Here is a 25,958-nt window from a genome sequence, read left to right as displayed (position 1 = left end):
GATGTAGTCGCGGCTTTCTTTCAGGGCGGCGCGGGAGGAAGCGGCCAGGGTGACCGGCAGATGCGGCGCGCGGGCGACGTCGACCACTTGCTGTGCGCTCAGGTTGAAGCCGTCGATGGTGATGGTTTGGGACATGGGAACTCCAAATTTTTAATAATCTTGACAAGCGCCGCAGGCAAAAGCCGATCGAGCGTTGCTGCTCTCGCTCAACCGGCTTCCTGCGTTGGGGGATTTCCGGCGCAGCGGCTTACTTGGCGCCGGCGGTATACCAGGCGCCGATCAAGGCGCGTTCGTCGTCGGTGATATGCGTCATGTTCGCCAGCGGCATGGCCTTCAGCTGCACCGCTTGCTGATAGATCTTGTCGGCGTGCTGACGGATCAAATCAGGCGTTTGCAGCATGACGCCGGCCGGCGCAGTGGCAAAGCCCGGCTGGGTCGGCTGCGCCGAGTGGCAAGTGGCGCAACGCTGGCCGATGATTTCCTGGATATGCGCCATGTCAGCTACCGGCGCGGCAGCAGTCGTACCCGCTGCGCCAAGCGGCGAATCCAGCTTGGCAACCGGCGCCACTGGTTTGATCGGGCTAGGCGCAATGGCAATCGCTACCGCCAGCAGCAAGGCGACGCCGGCAATCGGATAGCCGATGGACACACGGCCGGCATGACGCAGATTGAAGAAGTGACGGATCAAGGCGCCGGCGGCAATGATCGCCGCCAGGATCAACCAGTTGTACGGATGGCTGTAGGTCATGCCGTAGTGGTTGCTGATCATGATGAACAACACCGGCAACGTGAAATAGTTGTTGTGCACGCTACGTTGCTTGGCCTTCTTGCCGTAGATCGGATCCGGCGATTTACCGACGCGCATCGCTTCCACCAGCTTGCGTTGCCCTGGAATGATCACCATCAGCACGTTACCCACCATCATGGTGCCGATCATGGCGCCGACATGGATGTAGGCGGCGCGGCCGCTCAGCAGATGCGTCAACACATAGGCCGCGGCAACGATGAACAGGTACATGATGATGCCGAGCAGGCCGTCACGTTTGCCCAGCGGCGAACGGCACAGCAAGTCGTAGACGGTCCAGCCGATCACCAGGGTACCGAGGCCGACGCCGATGGCTTGCCAGTTATTGAGGTCGGCGACATCCTTGTTGATCATCATTGCCGAAGCATTGAAGTAGTAAACGATGAACAGCATGGCGAAGCCGGACAGCCAGGTGGCGTAGGCTTCCCATTTGAACCAGTGCAAGTCGTCCGGCAACTCTGCCGGCGCGACCAGGTATTTTTGCGGATTGTAGAAACCGCCGCCGTGGACTGCCCACAACTCTCCGGACACGCCCTTCTTGGCAAGGTCTGAGCCCGGCTTCGGCGGCCGGATCGAATTATCGAGCCAGACGAAATAGAAAGACGCGCCGATCCAGGCGATCCCCGCAATCAAGTGCAGCCAACGCACCAACAGATTGAGCCAGTCGACCCCATACGCTACCAACATTGCATCCATGTCTTCCCCAACATTCTATTGCTCGTCTGCCACCGCGGGCTCTGCAAACGACGGAGTTATCACTCCAATATGGCCGCGAACTTTATATAAGCGTTGTTTTACACCAGCTCCGCTACGACCCACATTCATTTTCCTTCCGCCACACCTGAGATAAAAACGTGGCAGATTCACGCAAGATAAACGCATTGTGATTTTAAAACATGGATTTCCAGATATATTTGACATACGTATATCCATATACCAAAATGTATTGCAAAGGCGCCAGTCAGTATAAGCAAAATAATATAAGCCAGTTTGCAGAAGCCAATAAATGATAAACCACAATAAATATCAACAATAGTAGGAGACACCATGGCTAAGCTGCCCGACCACCTGGATATACATCTGATACGCATCCTGTATCTGCTGCTGTGCGAGAAAAACGTCTCGCGCGTGGCGCTCAAACTGAACCAGCCGCAACCATCGATCTCGGCTTCATTGCGCAAGCTGCGTGAACTCACCGGCGACCCGCTGCTGGTGCGAGGCGCCCGCGGCATGGTGCCGACCCAGCACGGTGAAAGCCTGCTGAAACCTGCCAAACGCATCCTCGAAGAAACCGAACGGCTGTTCGTGCAAAAGACCCCTTTCGTGCCGCAGGCCGAAGCACGCACCTTTCACATCGCCGCGCCGGATTACATGAATACGCCGTTCTTCCTGGAAGTGGTGGCGCGCCTGCGCCGCGAATCGCCCAAGAGCCGCATCGTGATCCATGCGCTGGGACCGGAAACCGACTACGTCAGACTGCTGTCCGATGGTGATCTGGACCTGGTGATCGCCAACTGGGACGAGCCGCCGGCCCACCTGCATTTATCGAAACTGTTCGACGATCCGATCGTCTGCCTGATGCGCGCCGACAGCGCCTACGCCAAGCGCACCGGGCCGGACCAGATGACGGTGGAAGACTATCTGTCGCTGCCGCACGTGGCGCCGTGGCAGGTGCTGCCCGGTTATCACGGCATCATCGATTCCTTCCTCGACAGCCAGAACCTGAACCGCAATGTAGTGGTCGAATCCGCCTATTTCGGCATGCTGCCGTATATGGTCGCGCAAACCGACCTGGTGCTGACCACCGGCCGCCAGTTCGCGCGCTTCTATGAAAAGACCTTGGCGCTGAAAAGCTTTACCTTGCCGATCAAATTCCCGCCGATGCGCTTTTACCAACTATGGCACGAACGGGTGCACCAGGCCACCGAGCATAAATGGCTGCGGGAGCAAATAGGGATTGCTGCCAAGGCGATGCTGGCGAAGTAAAAAAACAACAAAATTTCTCTATAACAACGCATTTTTGTCATATATCCAAATACATAAATCAACTATCAGGCAAGCTATATATCGTGGGGTCTCGGGCAAAGTAGTATCGAAGCGCACGAGCCCTGTTCAACCCGCAGGTGACTTGTGAAGGCTGTGGCGGATCAAGCCGGTCGGGCAGGAAATTAAAAGACCGGATGGATACCGCTGCCAGCACTAAAATCATAAATAGCGCCTAGGAGACACATGATGAACAGCAGCACAGATCCGGTAGATGAAATACTCCCCGTAGGAAAACTGGCCGCGCTCGGCCTGCAGCACGTGCTGGTAATGTACGCCGGTGCAATCGCGGTGCCACTGATCGTCGGCGGCGCCCTCAACCTGGCAAAAAGCGACATCGCTTTCCTGATCAGCGCCGACCTGTTTTGCTGCGGCCTGGTGACCCTGATCCAGTGCCTGGGTTTCTGGAAATTCGGCATCAAGATGCCGGTCATGATGGGCGTCACCTTCGCCGCAGTCGGTCCGATGGTGGCGATGGCGGGCAACCCGCAGTTGACCATCGTGCATATCTACGGCGCGGTGATTGTCTCCGGCATATTCTGTGTTTTGGCAGCGCCCTACATGAGCCGCCTGATGCGCTTCTTCCCGCCGGTGGTGACCGGCACGGTGATCAGCGTCATCGGCATTTCCCTGATGGGCGTCGGCATCAACTGGGCCGCCGGCGGCCAGCCGGTCATCGGCAAGCTGGTCGATGGCGCCTTCATCAAGATTCCCAACCCGGACTACGGTTCGCCGACCAGCCTCGGTATCGCGCTGATCGTGCTGGTGTCTATCCTGCTGATCACCAAATACGTCAAAGGCTTCATCGCCAACATCTCGGTGCTGACCGGCATGGCGATCGGTTTCGTCATCGCCATGGCGATGGGCAAGATCAGCTTCTACGGCCTCGGCGATGCCGAATGGTTCGCCTTCATCCGGCCGTTTCACTATGGCTGGCCGAAGTTCGATATCGGCTCGATCATCAGCATGTGCCTGGTGATGATCGTCACCATGATCGAATCGACCGGGATGTTCATTGCACTGGGCGAAATCGTCGGCAAGAAAATCGATGATAAAACCTTGGCGCGCGGTTTGCGCGTGGATGGCCTGGGCAGCGTGATCGGTGGCATTTTCAATACATTTCCCTACACTTCGTTCTCGCAGAATATCGGCCTGGTAGGCGTCACCGGCGTGCGCAGCCGCTACGTGTGCGCCGCCGCCGGCGTGATCCTGATGCTGTTCGGCCTGTTTCCGAAGATGGCGCATGTCGCTGCTTCGATTCCGCAATTCGTGCTGGGCGGCGCCGGTATTGTCATGTTCGGCATGGTGGCGGCCACTGGCATCAAGATCTTGTCGGGCGTGGATTTCCAGCGCAACCGTAATAATCTGTTCATTGTCGCCGTCAGTTTCGGCGCCGGCATGATCCCGATCGTGGCGCCGAGCTTTTTCGACAAGATGCCGTTGTTCCTGTCGACCATTTTGCATAGCGGGATTCTGCTGGCTTCCAGTATGGCGGTTTTGCTGAACCTGTTTTTCAATGGCAAAGGCTCAAGCGAAGACAGCCGTGCGCATGCAATGGCGGCGGCGCAAAGCTCTGATCACTAAACGCAAGAAAATTGCAGGCCGGGCTAGCGCAGCACAGCCTGCGAGTACACTATTTTGAAGTAACCGAGGAAGCGGGTACGGCCCGCGAATGACATAAATGACAACACTAGAACAATTGAACAGCGCCGATGCGCAAGCCTTCGTCGCGACCTTGCACGGCATCTACGAACACTCGCCGTGGATCCCCGAACGCGCAGCGGCCCAACGGCCATTCGCCAACATCACGGCGCTCAAGCTGGCGATGCAGGCGGCCGTCAGCAGCGCCACGCGGGAAGAACAGCTGGGCCTGATCCGTGCCCACCCGGAGCTGGCCGGCAAGGCCGCCATCGCCGGCGAATTGACGGTGGAGTCGACCGGCGAGCAAGCCAAGGCCGGCCTCAATCTGTGCACGGCGGAAGAATTCGCCACGCTGCAAAAGCTTAATGCCGATTACAACAAGAAATTCGGTTTCCCCTTCATCCTCGCGGTCAAGGGCGCCGATGGCCAGGGCTTGTCGCGCCAGGCCATCATCGCCACCTTCAGCCGCCGCCTGAAAAACCAGTTCGACGACGAATTGGGAGAAGCCTTGCGCCAGATCGGCCGCATCGCCGAGATGCGCACCAACGACCTGCTCGGCTACTCGCCCGAGCTGGGCAAGACCATCATGCACTGGGCCGAACAGATCGGCGCCTGGAGCGACGACGACAACGGCCTGACCTGCGCCTACATGACCGACAGCCATCGCCGCACCGCCGCGCAAATCGCCGGCTGGATGCGCGAAGCCGGCATGCAGGCCGAGATCGATGCGGTCGGCAATGTGGTCGGACGCTACCTGTCCGACAATCCATCGGCGAAAACGCTGATGACCGGCTCGCACTACGACACCGTGCGCAACGGCGGCAAGTACGATGGCCGCGAAGGCATCCTGCTGCCGATCGCCATCGTCAAGCACTTGCATGAGCGCGGTGAAAAACTGCCATTCCATTTTGAAATCGTCGGCTTCTCCGAAGAAGAAGGCGTGCGCTTCAAAAGCACTTTCCTCGGCAGCAATGCGATCATCGGCCAGTTCAATATGGAACTGCTGAACAATCTCGACCGCGACGGCATCAGCATGCGCGACGCCCTGCTGCAAGCCGGCCACGATCCTGCTGCGATTCCTGCCATCGGCCGCAATCCGGCTGATTTGCTGGGCTATGTCGAGGTACATATCGAGCAAGGACCGGTCCTGTTGAATCGTGACCTGCCGGTCGGCATCGTTACGTCGATCGCCGGCAGCTGCCGTTATATGGTCCAGCTGAAAGGTGTCGCCAGCCACTCCGGAACTACGCCCATGTCGATGCGCAAGGACGCCGCCACGGCAGCCGCTGAAATCGTACTGTACGTAGAAAAACGCTGCGCGCAAGATCAGCATGCATCGCTGGTCGGCACGGTTGGTCAGTTGCAAGTACCGAACGGTTCAACCAATGTGATCCCAGGCGCATGCGTGTTCTCGCTGGATATTCGCGCTGAAGACGATGTCGTGCGCGATGCGGCAGTGGCAGATGTGCTGCGCCATATCGACGCGGTCTGCGAACGTCGTTGCGTCGAAGCCAATGTCGAAAAAATGGTGTCGGCGCCGGCCGCGCCTTGCGCATCCTGGCTGATGGAGCAGTTGTCCGCCGCCACCGAACGGGCTGGCGTCAATCCGTTCAAACTCGCTTCCGGCGCCGGTCATGACGCCATGACCATCGCTAAAATAACCGACGTCGCCATGCTCTTCACGCGTTGCGGCAACGGTGGCATCAGCCACAATCCATTGGAAACAATGACTGCGGACGATGCCGAAGTATCGGCGCAAATCTTGCTGGATTTCCTACGCCGCTTCACACCAAAGTCTTGAACCAGCGCATTTGGAAATCACTGGATCTCATGTCATGTCTAAAACTCTATTAATAAAAAATGCGCGCGTCGTCGTCACCATGGACGATGCGCGTCGAGAAATTGCCGGCGGTGCGGTCTTCATCCGCGACAACGTGATCGAGCAGGTCGGCAACAGCGCCGACCTGCCGAAAACCGCCGACGAAGTCATCGACGCCGGCAATCACGTGGTCATTCCAGGCTTGGTGAACACCCATCACCATATGTACCAAAGCCTGACCCGCGTGATCCCGGCGGCGCAGAATGGCGAGTTGTTCAACTGGCTGACCAACCTGTATCCGATCTGGGCCAACCTGACGCCGGAAATGATCCAGGTCTCGACCCTGACCGCGATGGCGGAACTGATCATGTCGGGCTGCACTACCAGCAGCGATCACCTTTACATCTATCCGAACGGCTGCAAGCTCGATGACAGCATCGAAGCGGCGCAGCAGATTGGCATGCGCTTCCACGCGGCACGTGGTTCGATGAGCGTCGGCCAGTCGAAAGGCGGCTTGCCGCCGGACCGCGTGGTGGAAGATGAACAAGCCATCCTGAAGGATACCCAGCGCCTGATCGAGACTTACCACGACAGCAGCCGCCACGCGATGCAGCGCATCGTGGTAGCGCCCTGCTCCCCGTTTTCGGTATCGCGCGACCTGATGCGTGAATCGGCTGTACTGGCGCGCCAGCATGGCGTTTCACTGCACACCCACCTGGCGGAAAACGCCAACGACATTGCCTACAGCCGCGAGAAATTCAACATGACGCCGGCCGAATATGCAGAAGATTGCGGCTGGGTCGGCCATGACGTCTGGCATGCGCATTGCGTACAGCTCGACGATGAAGGCATCTATATGTTCGCCCGCACCGGCACCGGCATCGCCCACTGCCCGTGCTCCAACATGCGGCTGGCCTCCGGCATTGCACCGATCCGCAAGATGGTCGACGCCGGCGTTGCGGTCGGCATCGGCGTCGACGGTTCCGCCTCCAACGACGGCGCCCACATGCTGGGCGAAGTACGGCAAGCGATGCTGTTGCAACGGGTCGGCTTCGGTCCCGATGCGATGACGGCGCGGCAAGCGCTGGAACTGGCGACGCTGGGCGGCGCCAAGGTGCTCAACCGCGACGATATCGGCTCCCTGAAACCGGGCATGTCGGCCGATCTGGTGCTGTTCGATTTGAATAAGGTCGGCTTCGCCGGCGGCTGGCACGATCCGGTGGCGGCGCTGGTGTTCTGCACGCCGGCGGATGTCGCCTACAGCATCATCAATGGCCGCGTGGTGGTGCGCAACGGCCAGTTCACTACGGTGGACCTTGGCAATGTGCTGGAGCGCCATAACAAGCTGGCTTTGTCGCTGGCTGAAGCTGCGCGCTGATCAACAACGCTCTGCAACGACCATGGCCGCGGCGTGATCCGCGGCCATTTTTTATGGCATCGCAGAATTTCAGATTGCTGAAAACTGTTGCGCCAAATGGTGCGCGCGGAAGTGCTCCACCACATAATCGACGAACACTCGGGTCTTGGCCGGCAGCAGCTTTTGCGCGGCGAAGTAAATCGACAAAGTACCGCCATCGATATACCAGTCCGGCAGTACCCGCACCAGACGCTTGTCGAGCAGGAACGGCAAGGCATTCGGCATGCTGATCAAGGCAATCCCCAGCCCCATCTGCGCGCTTTCGCAAGCGGCTTCTGGATCGCTCATGGTCATGCGCACGCGTAGCGTCACCGGTGCTTGTTGATGATCGCGATTGCGCAGCGGCCATGGCCGTACCCTCCCTGTCTGCGGCGAGCGGATAAAGATGCCGTCGAAGGTATCCAGCTCGGCTGGCGACTTCGGCGCTTTCTTGCCTTTGAAATAATCCGGCGCCGCGACCAGTATCCGGTGCGCCGGCCCCAAGTTGCGCGCCACCACACCGGGCGGCAGTTCGAAGCCGCCGCCGATGGCGGCATCAAAGCCCTGGGCGATCAGGTCGACCTGGCGGTTATCGAAGTGCCAGTCGGGCGATATGGCCGGGTATTTCGCCAGGAACGGCGCCAGCAACGGCGCCATGTAGGCGCGGCCAAAGCCGGTTCCCATGCTGACCTTGAGCACGCCGGCCGGCCGCCGGCGCTGGCCAGGTTGTCGACCGCGGCCTGAATAGCCACCAGACTAACCCGCACCTCATGCAAGAAACTCTCGCCGGCCTCGGTCAGGGCCAGGCTGCGCGTGCTGCGCTGGAACAGGCGCACGCCCAGCCCGGCTTCCAGGCGCGCCACATGACAGCAGGCGGCCGCATCATCAACATCGGCAGCACCAACGCCGACCGCATGCCGTTTGCCGGCGGCGGCCCGTATGCGATGAGCAAATCGGCGCTGGTCGGCCTGACCAAGGGCCTGGCGCGCGACCTCGGTCCGCGCGGCATCACCATCAACAATGTGCAGCCGGGCCCGGTCGATACCGACATGAATCCGGCCAGTGGCGATTTCGCCGAGACGCTGAAGGCCATGATGCCGATCGGCCGTTATGGCAAGGATGAGGAAATCGCCGGCTTTGTGGCCTATCTGGCGAGCCCGGAAGCGGCTTATATCACTGGCGCCAGCTTGAGCATTGACGGTGGATTTTCGGCCTGACATTAGAAAATATCAGGGGCCGGGGAGCGAAAGGCGATTCAGGATTGAACCGTCTTTTTTTTGCGGAAGTGCGTGATATTTCTGCCGCCCGGACCTCTTCTTGACCTTGGATTACGTGGTTTTCCCATGTGTATAATGATAATCTTATTATCATCTCAGCCGGCCTATTCCATGGAATCCAAAACTGCACGACTGACCATCCTGATCGATCCCGTGAAGAAGAAAGCGTTCGACGAGCTATGCCTTGCGCAAGACTTGACGCCATCGCAGGTGATACGGCAAATGATCCGCGAATACCTTGAGCTCCATCATGTCGATTACGCGACCAAAACCACCGTCAAGGCGCCTAAGCTCAATAAAAAGTAAGTCCGTAACCATGTCGTTCGATAGCCGGGCGCGGCAACATGCCACGTCCGTCTGATCTCCCCCGGAAAAACATCCATCAAGCTGCAACCGTCAACTTTACCCAGGTCGCTCGGGCGGTTTCGCACAACATCCTCCTCTTTTCAGCCTGCACCGGTCATATCCATGCAAAACAACACTGCTTTAATTCCGGGCAGATGAGTATGGTATGATGATTTATGATCATTACATGATAATGGTATGGTAATGAATAGAGACACGCAGGTCATCAAGTTCTTCAGGAAACGGATCCCGGCATTTGTCTGTGTCCCGGGATGCCATGACTGTTGCGGCCCGGTGCTGACTTCAACCGTGGAAATGGCCCGGCTGCCGCGCAAGACCGTACAGGAGCAGGAAGCTGCGCTGGAGGCGCTGAGCTGCCCGCATCTGGGCGCCGACGGCTGTCAGGTGTACGAAGAGCGGCCGCTGGTCTGCCGGCTGTTCGGCACCACCCCGAAGCTGGCTTGCCCGAATGGCAAGCGGCCTAGAGTGATGATCGATCCGCTGATAGAAGAACAGATTTTTAGCTTTTTCTCGCAGACGCGCCACGTGCTGGTTTGATACCCGGCTTTCTCCGATGCTATTGAAACGACCACATGCTTCTAGATAATATCTGCGACCTTGCGAAATTTTCCGCTGAAGGCCGTCCCTTCATTTATAAAAATTCGCATTCGATTTCCCTGTTGTTCGACGGCAGCGCAATACAGAGTGAGATGTACCTCAGTGCGCCGGATGAACTCCTGCTCGGGTACACCATTACCATGATGGGATTCCTGCTGTTCAACGACAACCCGAAGTCGATCGCGATGATTGGCCTGGGCGGCGGCTCCATGCTGAAATATTGTTATCGCCATCTGCCGCATGCCGCCATCGTCGTGGCCGAGAACAATCCGGACGTCATTGCCCTCAGAAAACATTTTCACATCCCGGAAGACAGCGACAGGATGCAGATCCGTTGCATGGACGGCGGCAAGCTGGTGCGCGACGCCGATGGCGACTATGACATCCTGTTGGTGGACGGCTTCGACCGCTCCGGCCAACCCCCTCAGTTATGTAGCCAGATGTTCTACGATGACTGCTACCAGGCATTGGCGCAGGAAGGTATGATGATAGTGAACTTGCTCGGTAATAATAAGGATACGGGCGTGTATCTCGACCGCATTCAATGCAGCTTTGACGGCGCAGTGGTGGCCATTGACGCGCGGGAATCCGGCAACCGCATCGTTTTCGCCTGCAAAGGACCGTTGCTCGACACAGCTGAACAGACCTTGAACAAGCGATTAAAAGATTTATCTCCGCGAAATGCCCTGATGCTGCGCCTGACAGCGCAAAACATCATGCAACAGCGCCGGAACGACAGACTTGCCGCAGCGCTCGCCTGAGCGCCTGCCAATTACGCCGAACGCTCCGCTCACCATTGCATGCCATGACCGCAACCAGCCCTTTCGAAGTATTGCTCAAACAAAGCGGCGGGCAGCCGTTCGTGTTTGACAACGACGACACCCGGACACTACATTTCGATCATAAATACGTGCAAAGCGCGATGTCGATTTCAGCGCCAGAAAAGCTGGTGCTGAGCTACACGCGGGCGATGATGGGTTTCCTGTTGTTTCAGACTGAACCCAGACACATCCTGCTGATCGGCCTGGGCGGAGGCTCGCTTGCCAAATACTGCTACCGCCATTTACCAGCCGCTCGCATCACCGTGCTGGAATTGAGCGCCGAGGTGATTGCGTTGCGCGACGAATTCATGATTCCCGCCGACGACGAGCGCTTCCAGGTCATCCATGCCGACGCCGCAGCCTACATGCAGACACCACAAGACAATCTCGCCGATATCATCATGCTGGACGGCTTTTCTGCCGATGGCCCGGCCGATGAACTCAGCACCAGTGATTTCTATGCCGCCTGCTTACGCGCGCTTGCTCCTGGCGGCATCCTGGTCTCCAATTTATGGGACCGCCCTGCCTTCCTGGTCGACGCCATCGCGCAAGCGCTGTCGGCATCCGACTGGCGCATATGGTGGTGCAGGACCAGTGATAGCCACAACTGCATCGCCTTCTTCGTCAGCGGAAACGTCACCGAGACTTTCCGGTCACGGATTCTCAGCCGGGCGAAAAAGCTGGACGCCCACTTTGGACTGCAGCTAGAGGAACTGGTGCCCTCGTTCCAGCTGGTCAGCGATCAGCCGGAAGAGCTCGGGTAAACGCCGCGCCATAAAAAATCCCCGACACTTGCGCATGGGGGAATTTTCGGGACAGAAGGCAGACAGTATTTACTGCGCCCAGATTTCCGCCAGACGCAACAGATTGGTGCTGCCCGGCTGGCCGAACGGCATGCCGGCGGTAATCGCGATCTGGTCGCCGACCTTGGCGAAACCTTCCTTGAACGCCGTCTGGCAAGCCGCGGTCACCATTTCGCTTTCATTATGGATCTGCTCGCTGATGGTGGAATGCACGCCCCACACCAGTGCCAGGCGGCGCGCTGTCGCCAGCTTGGGCGTGATGCTGAGAATCGGCGCCATCGGCCGTTCACGCGCGGCGCGCAAGCTGGTGTGGCCGGAACTGGTATAGGTGACGGTCACCTTGGCGCCAATGATGCGGGTGACATCGCGCAAGGCCGAGCAGATGGCGTCGCCGCGGTTCGGCAACGGCGTTTCGTGCTGCGCGTCCAGCATGTTCTGGTACAGCGGGTCGCGCTCGACTTCGGTGATGATGCGGTCCATGATCGCCACCGCCGGGATCGGGTAGGCGCCGCTGGCCGACTCGGCCGACAGCATCACGGCGTCGGCGCCGTCGTATATGGCGCTGGCGACGTCGGACGCTTCGGCACGGGTCGGCACCGGCGAAGTGATCATCGATTCCAGCATCTGGGTAGCGATCACGATCGGCTTGCCGTGCTGGCGACAGACGCGCAGGATGCGCTTTTGTACGCCCGGCACGCGCTCCGGCGGCAATTCCACGCCGAGATCGCCGCGCGCCACCATGATGGCGTCGGAGACCTGGACGATGGCGTCCAGCTGTTCCAGCGCCGCCGGTTTTTCCAGCTTGGACAAAATGCTGGCGCGGTCGCCGATCAGAGCGCGTGCTTCCAATACATCTTCCGGCCGCTGCACGAAAGACAACGCGATCCAGTCGACCCCCAGTTCCAATGCAAATTTCAGGTCGCGCTTGTCTTTTTCGGTCAGCGCCGGGATCGGCAATACGGCATCCGGGACGTTGACGCCTTTGCGGTCCGACAAGCTGCCGCTGTTGACCACCCGCGTGTGGATGGACTGGCCATCACAAGACAAGACTTCGAGCCGTACCTTGCCGTCATCCAGCAGCAAAGCCTGGCCGCTGGCGATCACTTCAAACAGTTCCGGATGCGGCAGACAGACGCGTTCGCTGCTACCCGGTGTCGGATCGCGGTCGAGGGTGAATTCCTGGCCCGCGTGCAATTCGATCTTGCCATCGGCGAACTGGCCGATGCGCAGCTTCGGGCCTTGCAGGTCGGCCAGGATGGCAATCGGCCGGCCGACAGTTTTTTCCACCGCACGCACGATGTCGTAGCGTTGCTGATGATCGGCATGGCTGCCGTGGCTGAAGTTGAAACGGAAGACGTCGGCGCCTGCTTCAAACAAGGCCTGGATGGTGCTCTGGTCCGCGCTGGCAGGACCGAGCGTGGCGACGATTTTTGCTTTACGTTGGCGGCGCATATTAAATTTTCTTTAAAGGAACAAGCAATGAATAGGGTCTCGAACAATTCCCACTACGTCATTCCCGCGCACGCGGGAATCCATGGGAGCGCCTAGCTGGGGGGCCTAGCTGGGAGTGCTTGGCCTTTCGTACGTAATTTGGATCCCCGCGTTCGCGGGGATGACGGCGGGTTAAGGCGATCACTTGATGAACAAAACGGTTGAACCGTTTTCTTAGAGAATCAGAATAGCTCTGAAATCATTGACGTTGGTGCGGGTCGGCCCGCTGACTACCAGGTCCCCCAGCGCGCTGAAGAAACCGTAGCCGTCGTTGTTGTCCAGCATGGCGCGCGGGCGCAGCCCCAGTTCCGCTGCCCTGCGCATCGAATCCGGCTGGTAGATGGCGCCGGCGTTGTCTTCCGAGCCGTCGATGCCATCGGTATCGCAGGCGATTGCGTGGATATCCGGGAAGCCGTCCAGCGCCGCCGCCAGGCTCAGCAGGAATTCCGCATTGCGGCCGCCGCGCCCTTTGCCACGCACCGTCACGGTGGTTTCACCGCCGGAAATCACTACGCATGGTTTGCTGAACGGTTGGCCGCGACGTGCGATCTGGCGCGCCAGCGCTGCATGCGCCAGGCCGATATCGCGCGCCTCGCCTTCCATTTCGTCGGACAGGATGTAGGGCGTCAGGCCGGCGGCAACCACCGTTTCTGCGGCCGCATCCAAGGCATCCTGCGCAGTCGCAATCACGTAATGCTGATTGCGTTCCAGGCGCGGATCGCCGGGTTTGGCGGTTTCGTCCTTACCGGACTCCAGATGCTTAAGAATGGCTTCAGGCGTTTCGATATGGTATTTGCGCAGCACCGCCAAAGCGTCGGCGCAAGTGGTCGGATCAGCCAGGGTCGGGCCGCTGGCGATGATGCCGGGATCGTCGCCCGGGATATCGGAAATCATCAGCGTCACGACCCGCGCCGGCGCGCAGGCCAGCGCCAGCCGGCCGCCCTTGATGGCCGACAGGTGCTTGCGCACGCAATTCATTTCAAAAATAGTGGCGCCGCTTCTGAGCAGCGCCTTGTTGATTGCTTGTTTCTGTTCCAGCGTAATGCCGGCCGCCGGCAACGCCAGCAAAGCCGAACCGCCGCCGGAAATCAGGCACAGCACCAGGTCGTCGGCAGTCAAACCCTTGACCATTTCCAGCATGCGCGCCGCAGCCTGGCGGCCGGCTTCGTCCGGCACCGGATGTGAAGCCTCCACCACCTCGATGCGCTTGCAGTCCGCCCCGTGGCCGTAACGCGTCACCACCAGACCCGTGATCTCGCCTTGCCAGTGATCTTCCACCGTCTTGGCCATGGCAGCCGCGCCTTTACCAGCGCCGATCACCAGTGTACGACCTTTGCCGGACGGCGCCGGGATCTTGGCCAGGTATGCCGGCAGGCATTTCGAGGCGCTGACGGCGTCGACCGCGGCCTGGTACATGTCGAGAAGGAGCTGGCGGGGCTTGATGCTGTTCGCGGTAGTCATGCTGTGTACCTTGGAGTGTCTCTAAACAGCCTTCTAGGCTGGGATTATTCTATATGACAAACTACTTGCAGGCCGGAACAGCGAAGCGTCATCCGACCTGCGTCTACTATATTACGCTTTGGCGATGTCGTGGTTGGACATGATTTCAATCGCACGGCACAGCGCCGAGTGATCGAGGCCGCTCAAGCCGTGCGCTGCGCAGGAATTCATCAGCTCTTGCGCCGTAGCTGTGTTCGGCAACGATATACCCAAAGCCTTCGCGCCTTGCAAGGCCAGGTTCAGATCCTTCTGGTGCAATTCAATGCGGAAGCCCGGATTGAAAGTACGCTTGACCATGCGTTCGCCATGCACTTCCAGGATACGCGAAGCAGCGAAACCGCCCATCAGCGCCTGACGTACGCGCGCCGGATCGGCGCCTGCCTTGGAAGCAAACAACAACGCTTCGGCCACCGCCTGGATGTTCAGCGCGACAATAATCTGGTTGGCCACCTTGGTAGTCTGGCCATCGCCGTTACCGCCGACCAGCGTGATGTTCTTGCCCATCAGTTCGAACAAAGGCTTGGCGTCGTTGAACGCGCCTTCGGAGCCGCCGACCATGATGGTCAGCGATGCCGCCTTGGCGCCGACTTCGCCGCCGGATACCGGCGCATCCAGGTATTCGCAACCCAGGGCGTTGATCTTCTTGGCGAAACCCTTGGTGGCGATCGGCGAGATCGAGCTCATGTCGATCACGATCTTGCCGGCCGTCAGGCCTTCTGCCACGCCTTTTTCCGCGAACAGTACTGCTTCGACGTGTGGGGTATCCGGCACCATGACGATGATGATGTCGGCGCGCTTGGCGACTTCGGCGCCGGACGTACAGACGGTGGCGCCGCCGTCGATCAGTGCCGCCGGTGGATTCTTCTGGTCATGCAGGTACAGCTTGTGGCCGCCGCGTTGCAGGTTTTCCGCCATGGGCGCGCCCATGATGCCGAGTCCGATAAAGCCAACTTTTGCCATGATATTTCTCCGTAATTTTATGTAAATTTATGCCGGGATTACAGGCCGTGCGCAGCGCGCCAGCCCAGACCGTCTACCGTGCCGGCCTTCGGCTTGTACTCGCAGCCGATCCAGCCGTCGTAGCCGATCTCTTCCAGGAACTTGAACAGATAGTGGTAATTGATTTCGCCTGTGCCCGGCTCGAAGCGGCCCGGGTTATCCGCCAGCTGCACATGCTTGATTTGCGCCAGGTTGGCCTTGATGGTGTTGGCCAGCTCGCCTTCCATTCTTTGCATGTGATAGATGTCGTATTGCACAAACAGGTTGCTCGAACCGGTGGCCTTGATCAGTTCCAGCGCCTGATGCGTGCCGGTCAGGAAGAAGCCAGGAATATCGAAGCTGTTGATCGGTTCGATCAACAGACGGATACCCGCAGCCTGCAGCTTGTCGGCGGTAAATTTCAGGTTGCTGACCACGGTTGCCTGCGCCAGCTCGCTGCTGACGCCGACCGGCACAATGCCGACCAGGCAATTCAGCTGCTTGACGTTCAACACCTTGGCGTAACGGATCGCATCGTCGACGCCCTGCTGGAATTCGCTGACGCGGTCCGGATGGCAAGCGATGCCGCGCTCGCCTGCTTCCCAGTTGCCTGCCGGCAGATTGTGCAAGACCAGTTCCAGGCCGTTGGTGCTCAGCTTGTCAGCCAGCTGGTCGGCGCGGAATGCATACGGGAACAGGAATTCGACTCCTTTGAACCCGGCCTTGGCTGCAGCATCGAAGCGGTCCAGGAACGGCAGCTCGGTGAACAGCATGGTCAGGTTGGCGGCTAATTTTGTCATGTCGTCTCTCCTGAATTCAGTCCAGCAAGGAAACCGCAGTTGGTGCATCCGCGCGGTTCTTGGCGAGTTCTTCGAACTCGTTGATGTTGTCGATTTCGGTACCCATGGAAACGTTGGTGACACGCTCCAGGATGATTTCCACCACCACCGGCACGCGGAACTCCTTCATCCAGCGCTTGGCTTGGGCGAAGGCGTCCTGGATGGCATTCGGATCGGTGACGCGGATCGCCTTGCAACCGAGGCCTTCGACGACTGCGACATGGTCGACGCCGTAGCCGTTGAGTTCCGGCGCGTTGATATTTTCAAACGCCAACTGCACGCAATAATCCATCTCGAAACCGCGCTGCGCCTGACGGATCAGGCCGAGGTAAGAGTTGTTCACCACCACATGCAGGTAAGGCAGGTTGAATTGCGCGCCTACCGCCAATTCTTCGATCATGAACTGGAAGTCGTAGTCGCCCGAAATCGCCACCACTTCGCGCTTCGGATCGGCGACGCACACGCCCAGCGCGGCAGAAATGGTCCAGCCCAAAGGACCGGCCTGGCCACAGTTGATCCAGTGCCGTGCGTGGTACACGTGCAAGAATTGCGCTGCAGCGATCTGCGACAAGCCGATGGTGCTGACGTAGCAGGTGTCGCGGCCGAAGGCTTTGTTCATTTCTTCGTACACGCGTTGCGGCTTGACCGGCACGTTTTCAAAGTGAGTGCGGCGCTGCATGGTGCGCTTGCGCTCCTGGCACTCGGCCAGCCATGCTGAACGGTCTGGCAATTTGCCGGCCGCTTTCAATTCCTTGGCGACTTCGACGAACAGCGTCAACGCCGCTTTCGCGTCCGAGACGATGCCGTAATCCGGACCGAACACGCGGCCGATCTGGGTCGGCTCGATATCAACGTGAACGAACTTGCGGCCCTTGGTGAATACTTCGACCGAACCGGTGTGACGATTGGCCCAACGATTGCCGATGCCAAGCACAAAGTCGGAAGCCAGCATGGTGGCGTTGCCGTAGCGGTGGCTGGTTTGCAAACCGACCATGCCTGCCATTTGCGGATGATCGTCAGGGATCGCGCCCCATGCCATCAAAGTCGGGATCACCGGCACGCCGGTCAATTCGGCAAACTCGACCGCAAGATCGGCTGCGTCAGCATTGATCACGCCACCGCCGATGGTCAGCAATGGGCGCTCTGCTTCATTCAGCATGGTCAGCGCTTTTTCGATCTGCTTGCGCGAAGCGGCCGGCTTGTAGACTGGCAGCGGTTCGTAGGTGTCCGGATCGAATTCGATCTCGGCCATTTGCACGTCGAACGGCATATCGATCAGCACCGGGCCTGGACGGCCGGAGCGCATGATGTGGAAAGCTTGCTGGAATACGCGCGGCAGCAAAGCCGATTCACGCACGGTGACCGCCCATTTGGTTACCGGCTTGGCGATCGATTCAATATCGACGGCCTGGAAGTCTTCCTTGTACAAACGAGCGCGCGGCGCCTGGCCGGTAATGCACAGGATCGGAATCGAATCGGCCTGGGCCGAGTACAAACCGGTGATCATGTCGGTGCCGGCCGGGCCGGAAGTGCCGATACAGATACCGATATTGCCTGGGTTGGCGCGGGTGTAACCCTCTGCCATGTGCGATGCGCCTTCAACGTGGCGCGCCAAGACGTGCTCAATCCCGCCGTGGCGTTTCATTGCCGAGTAGAACGGGTTAATTGCGGCACCCGGCACGCCAAAGGCCTGCACACAGTCCTCTTTCGCCAATACGTGCATTACTGCGTCAACTGCCTTCATCTTTGCCATGTTGTCTCCGGATTACAGAATGTGAAAATCATTGCCACTGCCTGCGGCCAGCTCCGGATTTATGCCGTTTCAAGAGGCGGATGGAGACTGCCGAGTGGATGAAGCACATCCTATAACCAAACATATTGTTTGATAAGAACACAAACAATCGCTTTATTCGATACGTCAAGTATGGAATACTAAGAAAAAACAGTAATATAGATAAATAAGATCAGTCACCAAGCCAGGAGAGACATGGACAAACTAAAACAGATCGAAGCCTTCGTCAGCGTCGTGGAAAAAGGCAGCCTGGCCAGCGCAGCGCTGGAGCAAAACATCACCCCTGTGATGCTGGGGCGGCGCATCGATGCGCTGGAAAAGCGGCTGGGCACCAAGCTGATGCACCGTACCACCCGTCACCTGACCCTGACCGAGCAAGGCACGGTATTCCTCGATCATTGCCGCAAGCTGTTGATCGAACTGGATATCGCCGAAAAGATCATCTCTGAAGGTCGCCACAAGGCCACCGGCCATCTGGTGGTGTCGGCGCCGGCCGCCTTCGGCCGCAAGCACGTGGCGCCGCATGCGCCGGCCTTTATCGCCACCAATCCGGAAGTGCAGATCTCGTTCAATTTGACCGACCGCGTGGTCGACCTGGTGCGCGAGGGTTATGACATCAGCATCCGCATCGGCGGCGCCATCGATCCGAATTTCGTCGCGGTCAAGCTGGCCAGCAACCGCCGCGTGGTGTGCGGCACGCCGGCATATTTTCATCGCAACGGCATTCCCAAGACATTGGAAGACATCGCCGGTCACAACTGCCTGTCCTTCAACCTGCAAGGCGGGCAGCAGCGCGGCTGGTATTTCCAGCAAGGCGGCAAGCCGGTGATCATCAAGACCGCCGGCAACCTCGATTGCAACGACGGCGAACTGCTGCACCGCTGGGTGAGCGAAGGCCTGGGGCTGGGCTGGCGTTCCACCTGGGAAATCGAATCGCAACTGGCCTCGGGCGAGTTGCTGACAGTGCTGGATGAATTTGCCTTGCCGCACTACGACATCATGGCGGTCTATCCGCAGCAGCGGCATTTGCCGGCCAAAGTTCGGTTCTTTATCGACCGTTTGAAATCGATCTACGCGCAGCCCGACTATTGGAGCAAGGGTTAAAGGCAGATGTGTCAATCGGAAACATTTGTAATGATGTGCAAGATTCAGGGCACTTGCGCCTGTGCGGCCCGGTCTGACGGTCAACCAAGCGACTCATAAAATCGTTTTAGTGTGGTGCAGCGCACATATACGCGCCGGTACGAAGTACTACACTGGACACATCAACCCGAATTCTTTACCTATCAACGAGGCACGTCATGACTATCCGCAGATCAACTCAACAAGCCATGCTGGCCACCGTCATCGGCGGCTCACTGCTGCTCGGCGGCTGCGCTGCGCCATACGGCGGACAAGGTTATGGCAACCAGGGCAATCAGGGTTACAACAATCAGGGCTACGCCAGTCCTCCGCCGCAAACCTACCCCGGCTACCAGCAACCTGGCTATCAGCAAAACAATAACCGCAACTACGGCGTGATCGATGCCATCGATGTCGTCAACACACCGAGCCAAGGCATAGGCGGCGCAGTGGTCGGCGGCGTGCTGGGCGGCGTGGTCGGCCATCAGGTCGGTCACGGCAACGGCAACACCCTGGCCACCATCGCCGGCGTGGTTGGCGGTGCGGTGGTCGGCAATCAGCTGGAAGCGCGCAACAGCCCGGGCTCGACTTCCTACAACGTGCGCGTGCGCATGAATGACAATGGCTACCAGACCATCAGCGTCAGCAACCCTGGTGATCTGCGGGTAGGCGACCGGGTGCGCGTGGATAACGGCCAGATTTCCCGTTATTGAACCGTTGATCTGATTAATCCGATTGCTTATTGACCAGGCGGATGCAAGTTTTACACTGCAGTCGTCAGCCTGCCTTCAGCATCTCGCTGAAGGCAGCAATATCAATATAAGGAGGCATCATGAAAATGCTCATCAAACCGTTATCGCTGGCTTTTTTTATCGCCGCGAATGCTTTTGCGCTGCATGTCAACGCTGCTGAAGAAAACGTCCAGTTCAGAGACCCTCCACGCTGGGGTGTGCCGGACCGGACGCCGCAGCAACACTTTGCAACGATGAAGAAAGAAAACACCAATGCCTACGCGCAAGCCATGAACGATTGCCGCGCAATGCGTGGCCGCGAAGCCATGGACTGCAAGCGCGAGGCGCGTGCCAATTTTGACCGGGACATGCAACGCGCCCGTGAGATGACAATGGGCGGCCGTCACTAAGCCGCACCAATCTGTAACAGCCAAAGGCCGCACACGCGGCTTTTTTTATTGCTTGCGGCCGACTGGCGCGACGCCCCGTGCACCCCCGCCGATGCAAAAACCCCGATTTTACATTCTATAAAACAATAGTTAAATATTGTCATTTATTCTATTTCGCGTTGCATTCACGTTAAATATAAAACAATAATGCCAATAAAATAATGAATGATTATTTTGTTATGTAATTTTCGGTATTTGCCGAATCTTGCTGGATGAGAATCCCGAAGCCGGAATTCTCATCCAGCAGTTTTTAACCTAAATGGAGAAAATATGGCTATTCAACAATTATCTGCAAAAGAAATCGACCAGGTCAGCGGCGGCTGCTGCCTGTTCTTCGGCGCATTCCTGTCCTGCTTCCGCAGTTTCTTCAAGAGCTGCGCACCAGTCAAGCCAGGCTGCGGCAAGACCCCGGTGACGCCGACCAAGCCAGGCACAACGCCAAGCACGCCAGTTTCTCCAGCCTAAAAACAGTTCGATTTTCCGACACAAAAAACACGGCAACCGGTTGCCGTGTTTTTTGTCATTTTAAAGACACCATGACTCTATTCCGCGAGCAAGCAGTGGCCGCTCAACAAACCAAATGGCTGGGCGAGATCGTCCTGATACGGCCGCTGTCGTTCACTTTCCTGAGCGCCGGCGCAGCCTTGTTGGCACTGTTGATTTGCGCCTTCCTGGTCTGGGGCAGCTACACCAGGCACAGTACCGTCAGCGGCCAGTTGTTGCCGAGCAGCGGCCTGATCAAAGTGTATGCGCCGCAAAGCGGCATCGTCATCGAACAGCATGTCAAGGAAGGCCAGCCGCTCAAGGCCGGCGACGTCTTGTACGTCTTGTCAAGCGAGCGCCAGAGCAGCACCCAGGGCGCGACCCAGGCCGCCATCAGCAGCCAGGTCGAACAGCGTCAGGCCAGCTTGCGCGATGAATGGCAAAAGACCCGCATGCTGCAACAGGATGAGCGCGTCGGCCTGGGTAACAAGATTGCCGCTCTCGGCAATGAAGTCGCCAAGCTGGACAAGCAGATCGCCGGGCAGCAAGACCGTGTCAAGCTGGCAGAGGACACTCTGCGGCGCTACCAGGGCCTGCTGCAGCAAGACTACATTTCGCATGAACAATTCCAGCAAAAGCAGGAAGACCTGCTCGACCAGAAGAACCGCCAGCAAGCCCTGGAGCGCGACCGTATCAGCGTCGGCCGCGAACTGTCGGCGCAGCAAAGCGAACTGGGCGGCCTGTCGCTGAAGCAGCAGAACCAGCTGGCGCAAATCGACCGCACCCTTGCCAGCACCGGCCAGGAACTGACGGAAAGCGAAGCCAAGCGCCGCATCGTCGTCACTGCGCCGCAAGACGGCATCGCCACCGCCGTGATCGCCGATGCCGGCCAGGCGGTCGATGGCAACCGGCCCCTGGTCAGCATCGTGCCGGCCGGCGCCACCTTGCTGGCCGAACTGTATGCGCCCAGCCGCGCCATCGGTTTCGTGCGGCCCGGCGACCAGGTGCTGATCCGTTACCAGGCCTATCCCTACCAAAAGTTCGGCCACCAGAAAGGCGTGGTCGAATCGGTGGCCCGCACCGCATTGCCAAACAATGAACTGAACGCCATCGGCGTTCCGGCCGGCGCCAACGGCAGCGAGCCGATGTACCGGATCACCGTGCGCCTGGCCTCGCAGCAGGTGCTGGCCTACGGCCGCCAACAGCCGCTACAGGCCGGCATGCTGCTCGACGCCGATGTCCGGCAAGAAAAGCTGCGCCTCTATGAATGGGTGCTGGAACCTCTCTACAGCCTGACCGGCAAACTCTGACCATGTTAAAACGACTTGCCTTCGGCTTCACCCCTACCCTGCCGCTGTTGCTGCAAACCGAGGCCACCGAATGCGGCCTGGCCTGCCTCGGCATGGTGGCCGGCTATCACGGCTACCGCACCGATCTGGCGACCTTGCGGCGCCGTTTCCCGGTTTCGCTCAAGGGTTCCACCTTGCGCGACCTGATCGCCATCGCCGAACAGCTGCAACTGGCATCGCGGCCGCTCAAATTGGAGATGAGCGATCTCGGCCAGCTCAAGCTGCCGTGCATCCTGCACTGGAATTTGAACCACTTCGTGGTGCTGCAAGAAGCCGGCCTGCGCTCCGTCACCATCTATGACCCAGCCTTCGGCATCCGCAAGCTGTCAATGGACGAAGCCGCCAAGGCATTCACCGGCGTGGCCCTGGAGCTGTGGCCCAATCCGGGCTTCAAGCCGGCATCCGTTATACAGAACGTGAAGCTGCGCAGCCTGCTGGGCCGCATCACCGGCCTGTATCGTTCGTTCAGCCAGATCCTGCTGCTGTCGCTGGCGCTGGAGGTGTTTGCGGTAGTCAGCCCGTTCTTCCTGCAATGGGTGATCGACAATGTGCTGGTCTCCGCCGACCGCGATCTGCTGACCACGCTGGCGCTCGGCTTCGGCTTGTTGATGCTGATGCAGCAAGGCGTCGCCGTGGCGCGCAGCTGGGTGCTGATGTACATGAGCACCACCCTCAACGTGCAATGGCAGGCTAATGTATTTACCCATCTGCTGCGCTTGCCGGTGGCGTATTTCGAGAAGCGCCATCTGGGCGACGTGGTGTCGCGCTTCGGTGCGGTCGGTATCATCCAGCACACCCTCACCACCTCTTTCCTGGAAGCGATCCTGGATGGCGTGATGACCATCGTCACGCTGGCGCTGATGTTCATCTACAGCCCGACCCTGGCATGGATTGCGATCGGCGCCATGCTGCTGTATGGCCTCGGGCGCTGGGCCTGGTTTGCGCCGTTGCGGCACGCCACCGAAGAAGAAATCATCCATGCCGCCAAGCAGCAGACGCATTTTCTCGAAACCATCCGCGGGGTCAAGACCATCAAGCTGTTCCAGCGCCAGGACGAGCGCCGCTCGAGCTGGCTGAGCCTGCTGGTGGACCAGATCAACGCCGACCTGCGCACGCAGAAGCTGAGCCTGTTATATAAATCGCTCAACGGCGTGTTGTTCGGCATCGAGAATATCCTGATCATCTGGCTTGGCTCGCGGCTGGTCATGGATGGCAATTTCACGGTCGGCGTGTTGATGGCTTTCAATGCCTACAAGGGCCAGTTCGATGGCCGCGTCAGTTCGCTGATCGACAAATTCGTCGAGCTCAAGATGCTGCAATTGCAGGGAGAACGGCTGGCCGACATCGTGCTGCAGGCGCCGGAAACCACGCATGGCCGCGGCATTGGCGAGGACACTACGGCGCTGTCGCCATCGCTGGAAGTGCGCGGTTTGCGCTTCCGCTATGCCGAGCAGGAGCCTTACGTACTGGACGATGTGTCATTCCGCATCGAAGCCGGTGAATCGGTGGCCATCGTCGGTCCTTCCGGCGGCGGCAAAACCACCCTGGTCAATGTCTTGCTCGGGATACTGACGCCTAGCCAGGGTGACGTGCTGATCGGCGGCCAGCCGGTGCAACAGGTCGGCCTCGATACCTTGCGCCGCATGGTCGGCACCGTGCTGCAGGACGATGTGCTGTTCGCCGGTTCGCTGGCCGACAACATCAGCTTCTTCGATCCGCACGCCGACCAGGCCTGGATCAAAGAATGCGCGCGGCTGGCCGCCATCGAGCAGGATATCGCCGCCATGCCGATGGGTTACAACACGCTGGTCGGCGACATGGGCACCATCCTCTCGGGTGGTCAGAAACAACGGATATTGCTGGCGCGCGCGCTGTACAAGCGGCCGCAGATCCTGTTCCTCGACGAGGCCACCAGCCATCTCGATATCGAACGCGAGCAACTGGTCAACGACGCCATCAAGACCATGTACATCACGCGCGTGATCGTGGCCCACCGGCCAGAAACCATCAACAGCGCCGATCGCGCCATCCTGCTGGCAGGCGGCAAGATCATCGCCCCAGAGACGCTGCAAGTGCAAGAAACGGCTGCGGCATGACCACTCGATTACCTGCCTTGATACTGGCGCTGGCCGGGATGGCGGCGACGCCGCTGCACGCGGAATCGATATGGTCCGACCCGCTACGCACCATGCATGAAGTGTCAGCGACGCCGGCCAAAACCGGATACGCCGCCGGCTGCAGCTTCGATGCGCAACTACCTAGCCCGCTAAGCTTGCTGGATGCCGTCGAACGGGCGCTGTGCCGCAATCCGCAAACCCGCCAGGCATGGGCCAATGTCAAAGTGCAAGCCGCCACCGTCGGCGTCAGCCGCGCCGCCTACCTGCCAACGCTGACCAGCAGCGGCAGCTGGAGCAAAGCCGATAACCGTTATACCTATCCCGATTTCCCCGACAATAATTCCTCGCTCAAGACCCACAGCAGCAGCGCCAACCTGAGTCTGAACTGGGTGCTGTACGACTTCGGCCTGCGCGCCGCCAACCTGGAAAATGCGCGGCAATTGCTGAACGCCGCCAACGCTGCCCAAGACGATATGCTGCAAACGATATTCCTCAGCACTGTGCAAAGTTTCTACGAAGCCCAGGCCGCACAAGCCATGCTGGCGGCCACCGCTGAAGCCGAGCAAGCCGCAGAACAAAGCTTCAAGGCCAGCGCCGCCAAATACCTGGCCGGCGCAGGCGCGCTGGCCGACAAGCTGCAAGCGCAAACCGCCTATGCCCAGGCCAGCCTGAAGCGCGCGCAAGCCGCCGGCGATCTGCAGAATGCGCTCGGCAGCCTGGCTATCGCCATGGGTTGGCGTCCCAATACGCCGCTGATGCTGGCGCCGCTGGCCGACGCCGCCGATGCGCCGCTGATGCAGCAAGCGGTCGGCCAGTTGATCGCCGACGCCGTGCGCAGCCATCCGAAGATCCTGGCGGCGCAGGCGCAATGGAAGGCGGCGCAAGCGCAAGCCGACGCCGCCAACGCCGACGGCCGGCCGACACTATCGCTGTTCGCTACCGGCGACCGCAGCGATACGCCGATCACCCAGGTATCATCCAAGCAAACCATCAGTAGCCGCAGCATCGGCCTGCAAGTCAGCATTCCGCTGTTCGACGGCTTCAGCCGCAACTACAAGACGCGCGGCGCCCGGGCCCAGGCCGAGAGCAAGGAAGCCGAGCTCGCCAATATCGAGCAGCAAGTCACGCTGGAAGTATGGAAAAGCCACCAGGCCTTGCGCACCGAAGCCGAAAACCTGAACAGCACCGACATCCTGCTACGCAGCGCCCGCCAGTCCTTCGACGTGGCGCAGGGGCGCTACAAGGCCGGCGTCGGCACTATCCTGGAATTGCTGAGGGCGCAAAGCGACCTGGCAAGCGCACAGCAACAGCGTATTTTGTCGCTGACCAGCTGGCAGACTGCGAGATTGCGTCTTGCCGCCAGTTTGGGGCGTTTGCGAATTGACGGTATTTAATGGATTGGATTTGCACGCAACGAAAAAAGCCCGCTTGCGCGGGCTTTTTCTGTTTTGGCGTCCCCAGGGGGATTCGCCTACATGCCGCAGGCCGCGGAATCGCTTGCAAGCGATTCCCTTCTCATCCCCCGCGTAAGCCGCGCAG

The 25,958-nt window shown here is 59.3% G+C and carries 22 protein-coding genes and 1 pseudogene; 16 read left to right on the top strand and 7 right to left on the bottom strand.

Annotation, left to right across the window (positions count from 1 at the left end; all coding sequences use genetic code 11):
• Positions 1-247 precede the first annotated feature (247 nt).
• A complete protein-coding gene (locus ABI171_RS18370; protein WP_348093975.1) occupies positions 248-1,501 on the bottom strand; it encodes a urate hydroxylase PuuD in 1,254 nt (417 codons plus the stop codon).
• A 351-nt stretch (positions 1,502-1,852) separates the two neighbouring features.
• Here ABI171_RS18370 and ABI171_RS18365 point away from each other — a divergent pair, with 351 nt between their 5' ends.
• The 4 genes from ABI171_RS18365 (at position 1,853) to ABI171_RS18350 (ending at position 7,686) form a co-directional block, all read left to right on the top strand.
• The gene (locus ABI171_RS18365; protein WP_348093974.1) at positions 1,853-2,791 is read left to right on the top strand and encodes a LysR substrate-binding domain-containing protein; all 939 of its coding nucleotides are present in this window, start codon (positions 1,853-1,855) and stop codon (positions 2,789-2,791) included.
• Positions 2,792-3,037: 246 nt separating this feature from the next.
• Positions 3,038-4,432, top strand: coding sequence for a nucleobase:cation symporter-2 family protein (locus tag ABI171_RS18360; protein WP_348093979.1), 1,395 nt, complete (start codon positions 3,038-3,040; stop codon positions 4,430-4,432).
• Positions 4,433-4,529: 97 nt separating this feature from the next.
• Positions 4,530-6,290 carry an allantoate amidohydrolase gene (locus ABI171_RS18355; RefSeq protein WP_348093973.1) on the top strand — a complete coding sequence of 587 codons (1,761 nt, stop codon included), beginning with the start codon at positions 4,530-4,532 and terminating at the stop codon, positions 6,288-6,290.
• A gap of 34 nt (positions 6,291-6,324) precedes the next feature.
• Positions 6,325-7,686, top strand: coding sequence for an 8-oxoguanine deaminase (locus ABI171_RS18350; protein ID WP_348093972.1), 1,362 nt, complete (start codon positions 6,325-6,327; stop codon positions 7,684-7,686).
• A 69-nt stretch (positions 7,687-7,755) separates the two neighbouring features.
• Here ABI171_RS18350 and ABI171_RS18345 read toward each other — a convergent pair whose 3' ends face one another.
• The gene (locus ABI171_RS18345; RefSeq protein WP_348093971.1) at positions 7,756-8,403 is read right to left on the bottom strand and encodes a substrate binding domain-containing protein; all 648 of its coding nucleotides are present in this window, start codon (positions 8,401-8,403) and stop codon (positions 7,756-7,758) included.
• Positions 8,404-8,558: 155 nt separating this feature from the next.
• On the opposite strand from ABI171_RS18345, the pseudogene ABI171_RS18340 reads away from it, so the two are divergent.
• The 5 genes and pseudogenes from ABI171_RS18340 to ABI171_RS18320 form a co-directional block, all read left to right on the top strand.
• Positions 8,559-8,921 (top strand): annotated as a pseudogene (locus ABI171_RS18340) (SDR family oxidoreductase); the annotation flags it as partial.
• A gap of 171 nt (positions 8,922-9,092) precedes the next feature.
• Positions 9,093-9,287: a ribbon-helix-helix protein, CopG family gene (locus tag ABI171_RS18335; RefSeq protein WP_348093970.1), complete on the top strand. Its 195-nt coding sequence runs from the start codon at positions 9,093-9,095 to the stop codon at positions 9,285-9,287.
• Between the two features lie 243 nt (positions 9,288-9,530).
• Positions 9,531-9,884: a YkgJ family cysteine cluster protein gene (locus ABI171_RS18330; RefSeq protein WP_348093969.1), complete on the top strand. Its 354-nt coding sequence runs from the start codon at positions 9,531-9,533 to the stop codon at positions 9,882-9,884.
• 152 nt (positions 9,885-10,036) lie between these two features.
• On the top strand, positions 10,037-10,705 hold the full coding sequence (locus tag ABI171_RS18325; RefSeq protein ID WP_348093968.1) for a hypothetical protein: 669 nt from the start codon (positions 10,037-10,039) through the stop codon (positions 10,703-10,705).
• A 44-nt stretch (positions 10,706-10,749) separates the two neighbouring features.
• Positions 10,750-11,529 (top strand): fused MFS/spermidine synthase, encoded by a 780-nt coding sequence (locus tag ABI171_RS18320; RefSeq protein WP_348093967.1) that lies wholly within the window; start codon positions 10,750-10,752, stop codon positions 11,527-11,529.
• A 69-nt stretch (positions 11,530-11,598) separates the two neighbouring features.
• Here ABI171_RS18320 and pyk read toward each other — a convergent pair whose 3' ends face one another.
• From pyk to gcl, 5 genes are all read right to left on the bottom strand, one after another.
• Positions 11,599-13,020 (bottom strand): pyruvate kinase, encoded by a 1,422-nt coding sequence (gene pyk, locus ABI171_RS18315; protein WP_348093966.1) that lies wholly within the window; start codon positions 13,018-13,020, stop codon positions 11,599-11,601.
• A 213-nt stretch (positions 13,021-13,233) separates the two neighbouring features.
• On the bottom strand, positions 13,234-14,520 hold the full coding sequence (locus ABI171_RS18310) for a glycerate kinase (RefSeq protein WP_348093965.1): 1,287 nt from the start codon (positions 14,518-14,520) through the stop codon (positions 13,234-13,236).
• 111 nt (positions 14,521-14,631) lie between these two features.
• Positions 14,632-15,519: a 2-hydroxy-3-oxopropionate reductase gene (locus ABI171_RS18305; RefSeq protein WP_348093964.1), complete on the bottom strand. Its 888-nt coding sequence runs from the start codon at positions 15,517-15,519 to the stop codon at positions 14,632-14,634.
• 38 nt (positions 15,520-15,557) lie between these two features.
• Positions 15,558-16,337 carry a hydroxypyruvate isomerase gene (gene hyi, locus ABI171_RS18300; RefSeq protein ID WP_348093963.1) on the bottom strand — a complete coding sequence of 260 codons (780 nt, stop codon included), beginning with the start codon at positions 16,335-16,337 and terminating at the stop codon, positions 15,558-15,560.
• Positions 16,338-16,353: 16 nt separating this feature from the next.
• Complete coding sequence (gene gcl / locus ABI171_RS18295; RefSeq protein ID WP_348093962.1) at positions 16,354-18,129, bottom strand: glyoxylate carboligase; 1,776 nt, start codon at positions 18,127-18,129, stop codon at positions 16,354-16,356.
• A gap of 234 nt (positions 18,130-18,363) precedes the next feature.
• Between gcl and ABI171_RS18290 the strand changes: the two genes are divergently transcribed.
• The 7 genes from ABI171_RS18290 to ABI171_RS18260 all read left to right on the top strand — a co-directional run bounded on the left by ABI171_RS18290 (position 18,364) and on the right by ABI171_RS18260 (position 25,813).
• The gene (locus tag ABI171_RS18290; protein WP_348093961.1) at positions 18,364-19,272 is read left to right on the top strand and encodes a LysR family transcriptional regulator; all 909 of its coding nucleotides are present in this window, start codon (positions 18,364-18,366) and stop codon (positions 19,270-19,272) included.
• A gap of 197 nt (positions 19,273-19,469) precedes the next feature.
• Complete coding sequence (locus ABI171_RS18285; RefSeq protein WP_348093960.1) at positions 19,470-20,003, top strand: glycine zipper 2TM domain-containing protein; 534 nt, start codon at positions 19,470-19,472, stop codon at positions 20,001-20,003.
• Positions 20,004-20,122: 119 nt separating this feature from the next.
• On the top strand, positions 20,123-20,431 hold the full coding sequence (locus ABI171_RS18280; RefSeq protein ID WP_348093959.1) for a hypothetical protein: 309 nt from the start codon (positions 20,123-20,125) through the stop codon (positions 20,429-20,431).
• Positions 20,432-20,740: 309 nt separating this feature from the next.
• Positions 20,741-20,935: a hypothetical protein gene (locus tag ABI171_RS18275; RefSeq protein WP_348093958.1), complete on the top strand. Its 195-nt coding sequence runs from the start codon at positions 20,741-20,743 to the stop codon at positions 20,933-20,935.
• A 71-nt stretch (positions 20,936-21,006) separates the two neighbouring features.
• The gene (locus tag ABI171_RS18270) at positions 21,007-22,263 is read left to right on the top strand and encodes an HlyD family efflux transporter periplasmic adaptor subunit (RefSeq protein WP_348093957.1); all 1,257 of its coding nucleotides are present in this window, start codon (positions 21,007-21,009) and stop codon (positions 22,261-22,263) included.
• A complete protein-coding gene (locus ABI171_RS18265) occupies positions 22,260-24,398 on the top strand; it encodes a peptidase domain-containing ABC transporter (protein WP_348093978.1) in 2,139 nt (712 codons plus the stop codon). The genes ABI171_RS18270 and ABI171_RS18265 overlap by 4 nt, the downstream gene beginning before the upstream one ends.
• Positions 24,395-25,813 carry a TolC family protein gene (locus ABI171_RS18260; protein WP_348093956.1) on the top strand — a complete coding sequence of 473 codons (1,419 nt, stop codon included), beginning with the start codon at positions 24,395-24,397 and terminating at the stop codon, positions 25,811-25,813. The genes ABI171_RS18265 and ABI171_RS18260 overlap by 4 nt, the downstream gene beginning before the upstream one ends.
• Positions 25,814-25,958: the final 145 nt, after the last annotated feature.

Origin of the sequence: Collimonas sp., assembly GCF_039923675.1 — a bacterium.
In the GTDB taxonomy this organism is placed as follows: Bacteria; Pseudomonadota; Gammaproteobacteria; order Burkholderiales; family Burkholderiaceae_D; genus Collimonas.
The sequence above is the reverse complement of the archived record's forward strand: the minus strand, read 5'-3'. Positions and strand labels throughout refer to the sequence as shown.

Coding starts and splice junctions, on each gene's coding strand:
- ABI171_RS18370 (WP_348093975.1), bottom strand. CDS start 1,501: ATGGATGCAATGTTGGTAGCGTATGGGGTCGACTGGCTCAATCTGTTG.
- ABI171_RS18365 (WP_348093974.1), top strand. CDS start 1,853: ATGGCTAAGCTGCCCGACCACCTGGATATACATCTGATACGCATCCTG.
- ABI171_RS18360 (WP_348093979.1), top strand. CDS start 3,038: ATGAACAGCAGCACAGATCCGGTAGATGAAATACTCCCCGTAGGAAAA.
- ABI171_RS18355 (WP_348093973.1), top strand. CDS start 4,530: ATGACAACACTAGAACAATTGAACAGCGCCGATGCGCAAGCCTTCGTC.
- ABI171_RS18350 (WP_348093972.1), top strand. CDS start 6,325: ATGTCTAAAACTCTATTAATAAAAAATGCGCGCGTCGTCGTCACCATG.
- ABI171_RS18335 (WP_348093970.1), top strand. CDS start 9,093: ATGGAATCCAAAACTGCACGACTGACCATCCTGATCGATCCCGTGAAG.
- ABI171_RS18330 (WP_348093969.1), top strand. CDS start 9,531: ATGAATAGAGACACGCAGGTCATCAAGTTCTTCAGGAAACGGATCCCG.
- ABI171_RS18325 (WP_348093968.1), top strand. CDS start 10,037: ATGTACCTCAGTGCGCCGGATGAACTCCTGCTCGGGTACACCATTACC.
- ABI171_RS18320 (WP_348093967.1), top strand. CDS start 10,750: ATGACCGCAACCAGCCCTTTCGAAGTATTGCTCAAACAAAGCGGCGGG.
- pyk (WP_348093966.1), bottom strand. CDS start 13,020: ATGCGCCGCCAACGTAAAGCAAAAATCGTCGCCACGCTCGGTCCTGCC.
- ABI171_RS18310 (WP_348093965.1), bottom strand. CDS start 14,520: ATGACTACCGCGAACAGCATCAAGCCCCGCCAGCTCCTTCTCGACATG.
- ABI171_RS18305 (WP_348093964.1), bottom strand. CDS start 15,519: ATGGCAAAAGTTGGCTTTATCGGACTCGGCATCATGGGCGCGCCCATG.
- hyi (WP_348093963.1), bottom strand. CDS start 16,337: ATGACAAAATTAGCCGCCAACCTGACCATGCTGTTCACCGAGCTGCCG.
- gcl (WP_348093962.1), bottom strand. CDS start 18,129: ATGGCAAAGATGAAGGCAGTTGACGCAGTAATGCACGTATTGGCGAAA.
- ABI171_RS18290 (WP_348093961.1), top strand. CDS start 18,364: ATGGACAAACTAAAACAGATCGAAGCCTTCGTCAGCGTCGTGGAAAAA.
- ABI171_RS18285 (WP_348093960.1), top strand. CDS start 19,470: ATGACTATCCGCAGATCAACTCAACAAGCCATGCTGGCCACCGTCATC.
- ABI171_RS18280 (WP_348093959.1), top strand. CDS start 20,123: ATGAAAATGCTCATCAAACCGTTATCGCTGGCTTTTTTTATCGCCGCG.
- ABI171_RS18275 (WP_348093958.1), top strand. CDS start 20,741: ATGGCTATTCAACAATTATCTGCAAAAGAAATCGACCAGGTCAGCGGC.
- ABI171_RS18270 (WP_348093957.1), top strand. CDS start 21,007: ATGACTCTATTCCGCGAGCAAGCAGTGGCCGCTCAACAAACCAAATGG.
- ABI171_RS18260 (WP_348093956.1), top strand. CDS start 24,395: ATGACCACTCGATTACCTGCCTTGATACTGGCGCTGGCCGGGATGGCG.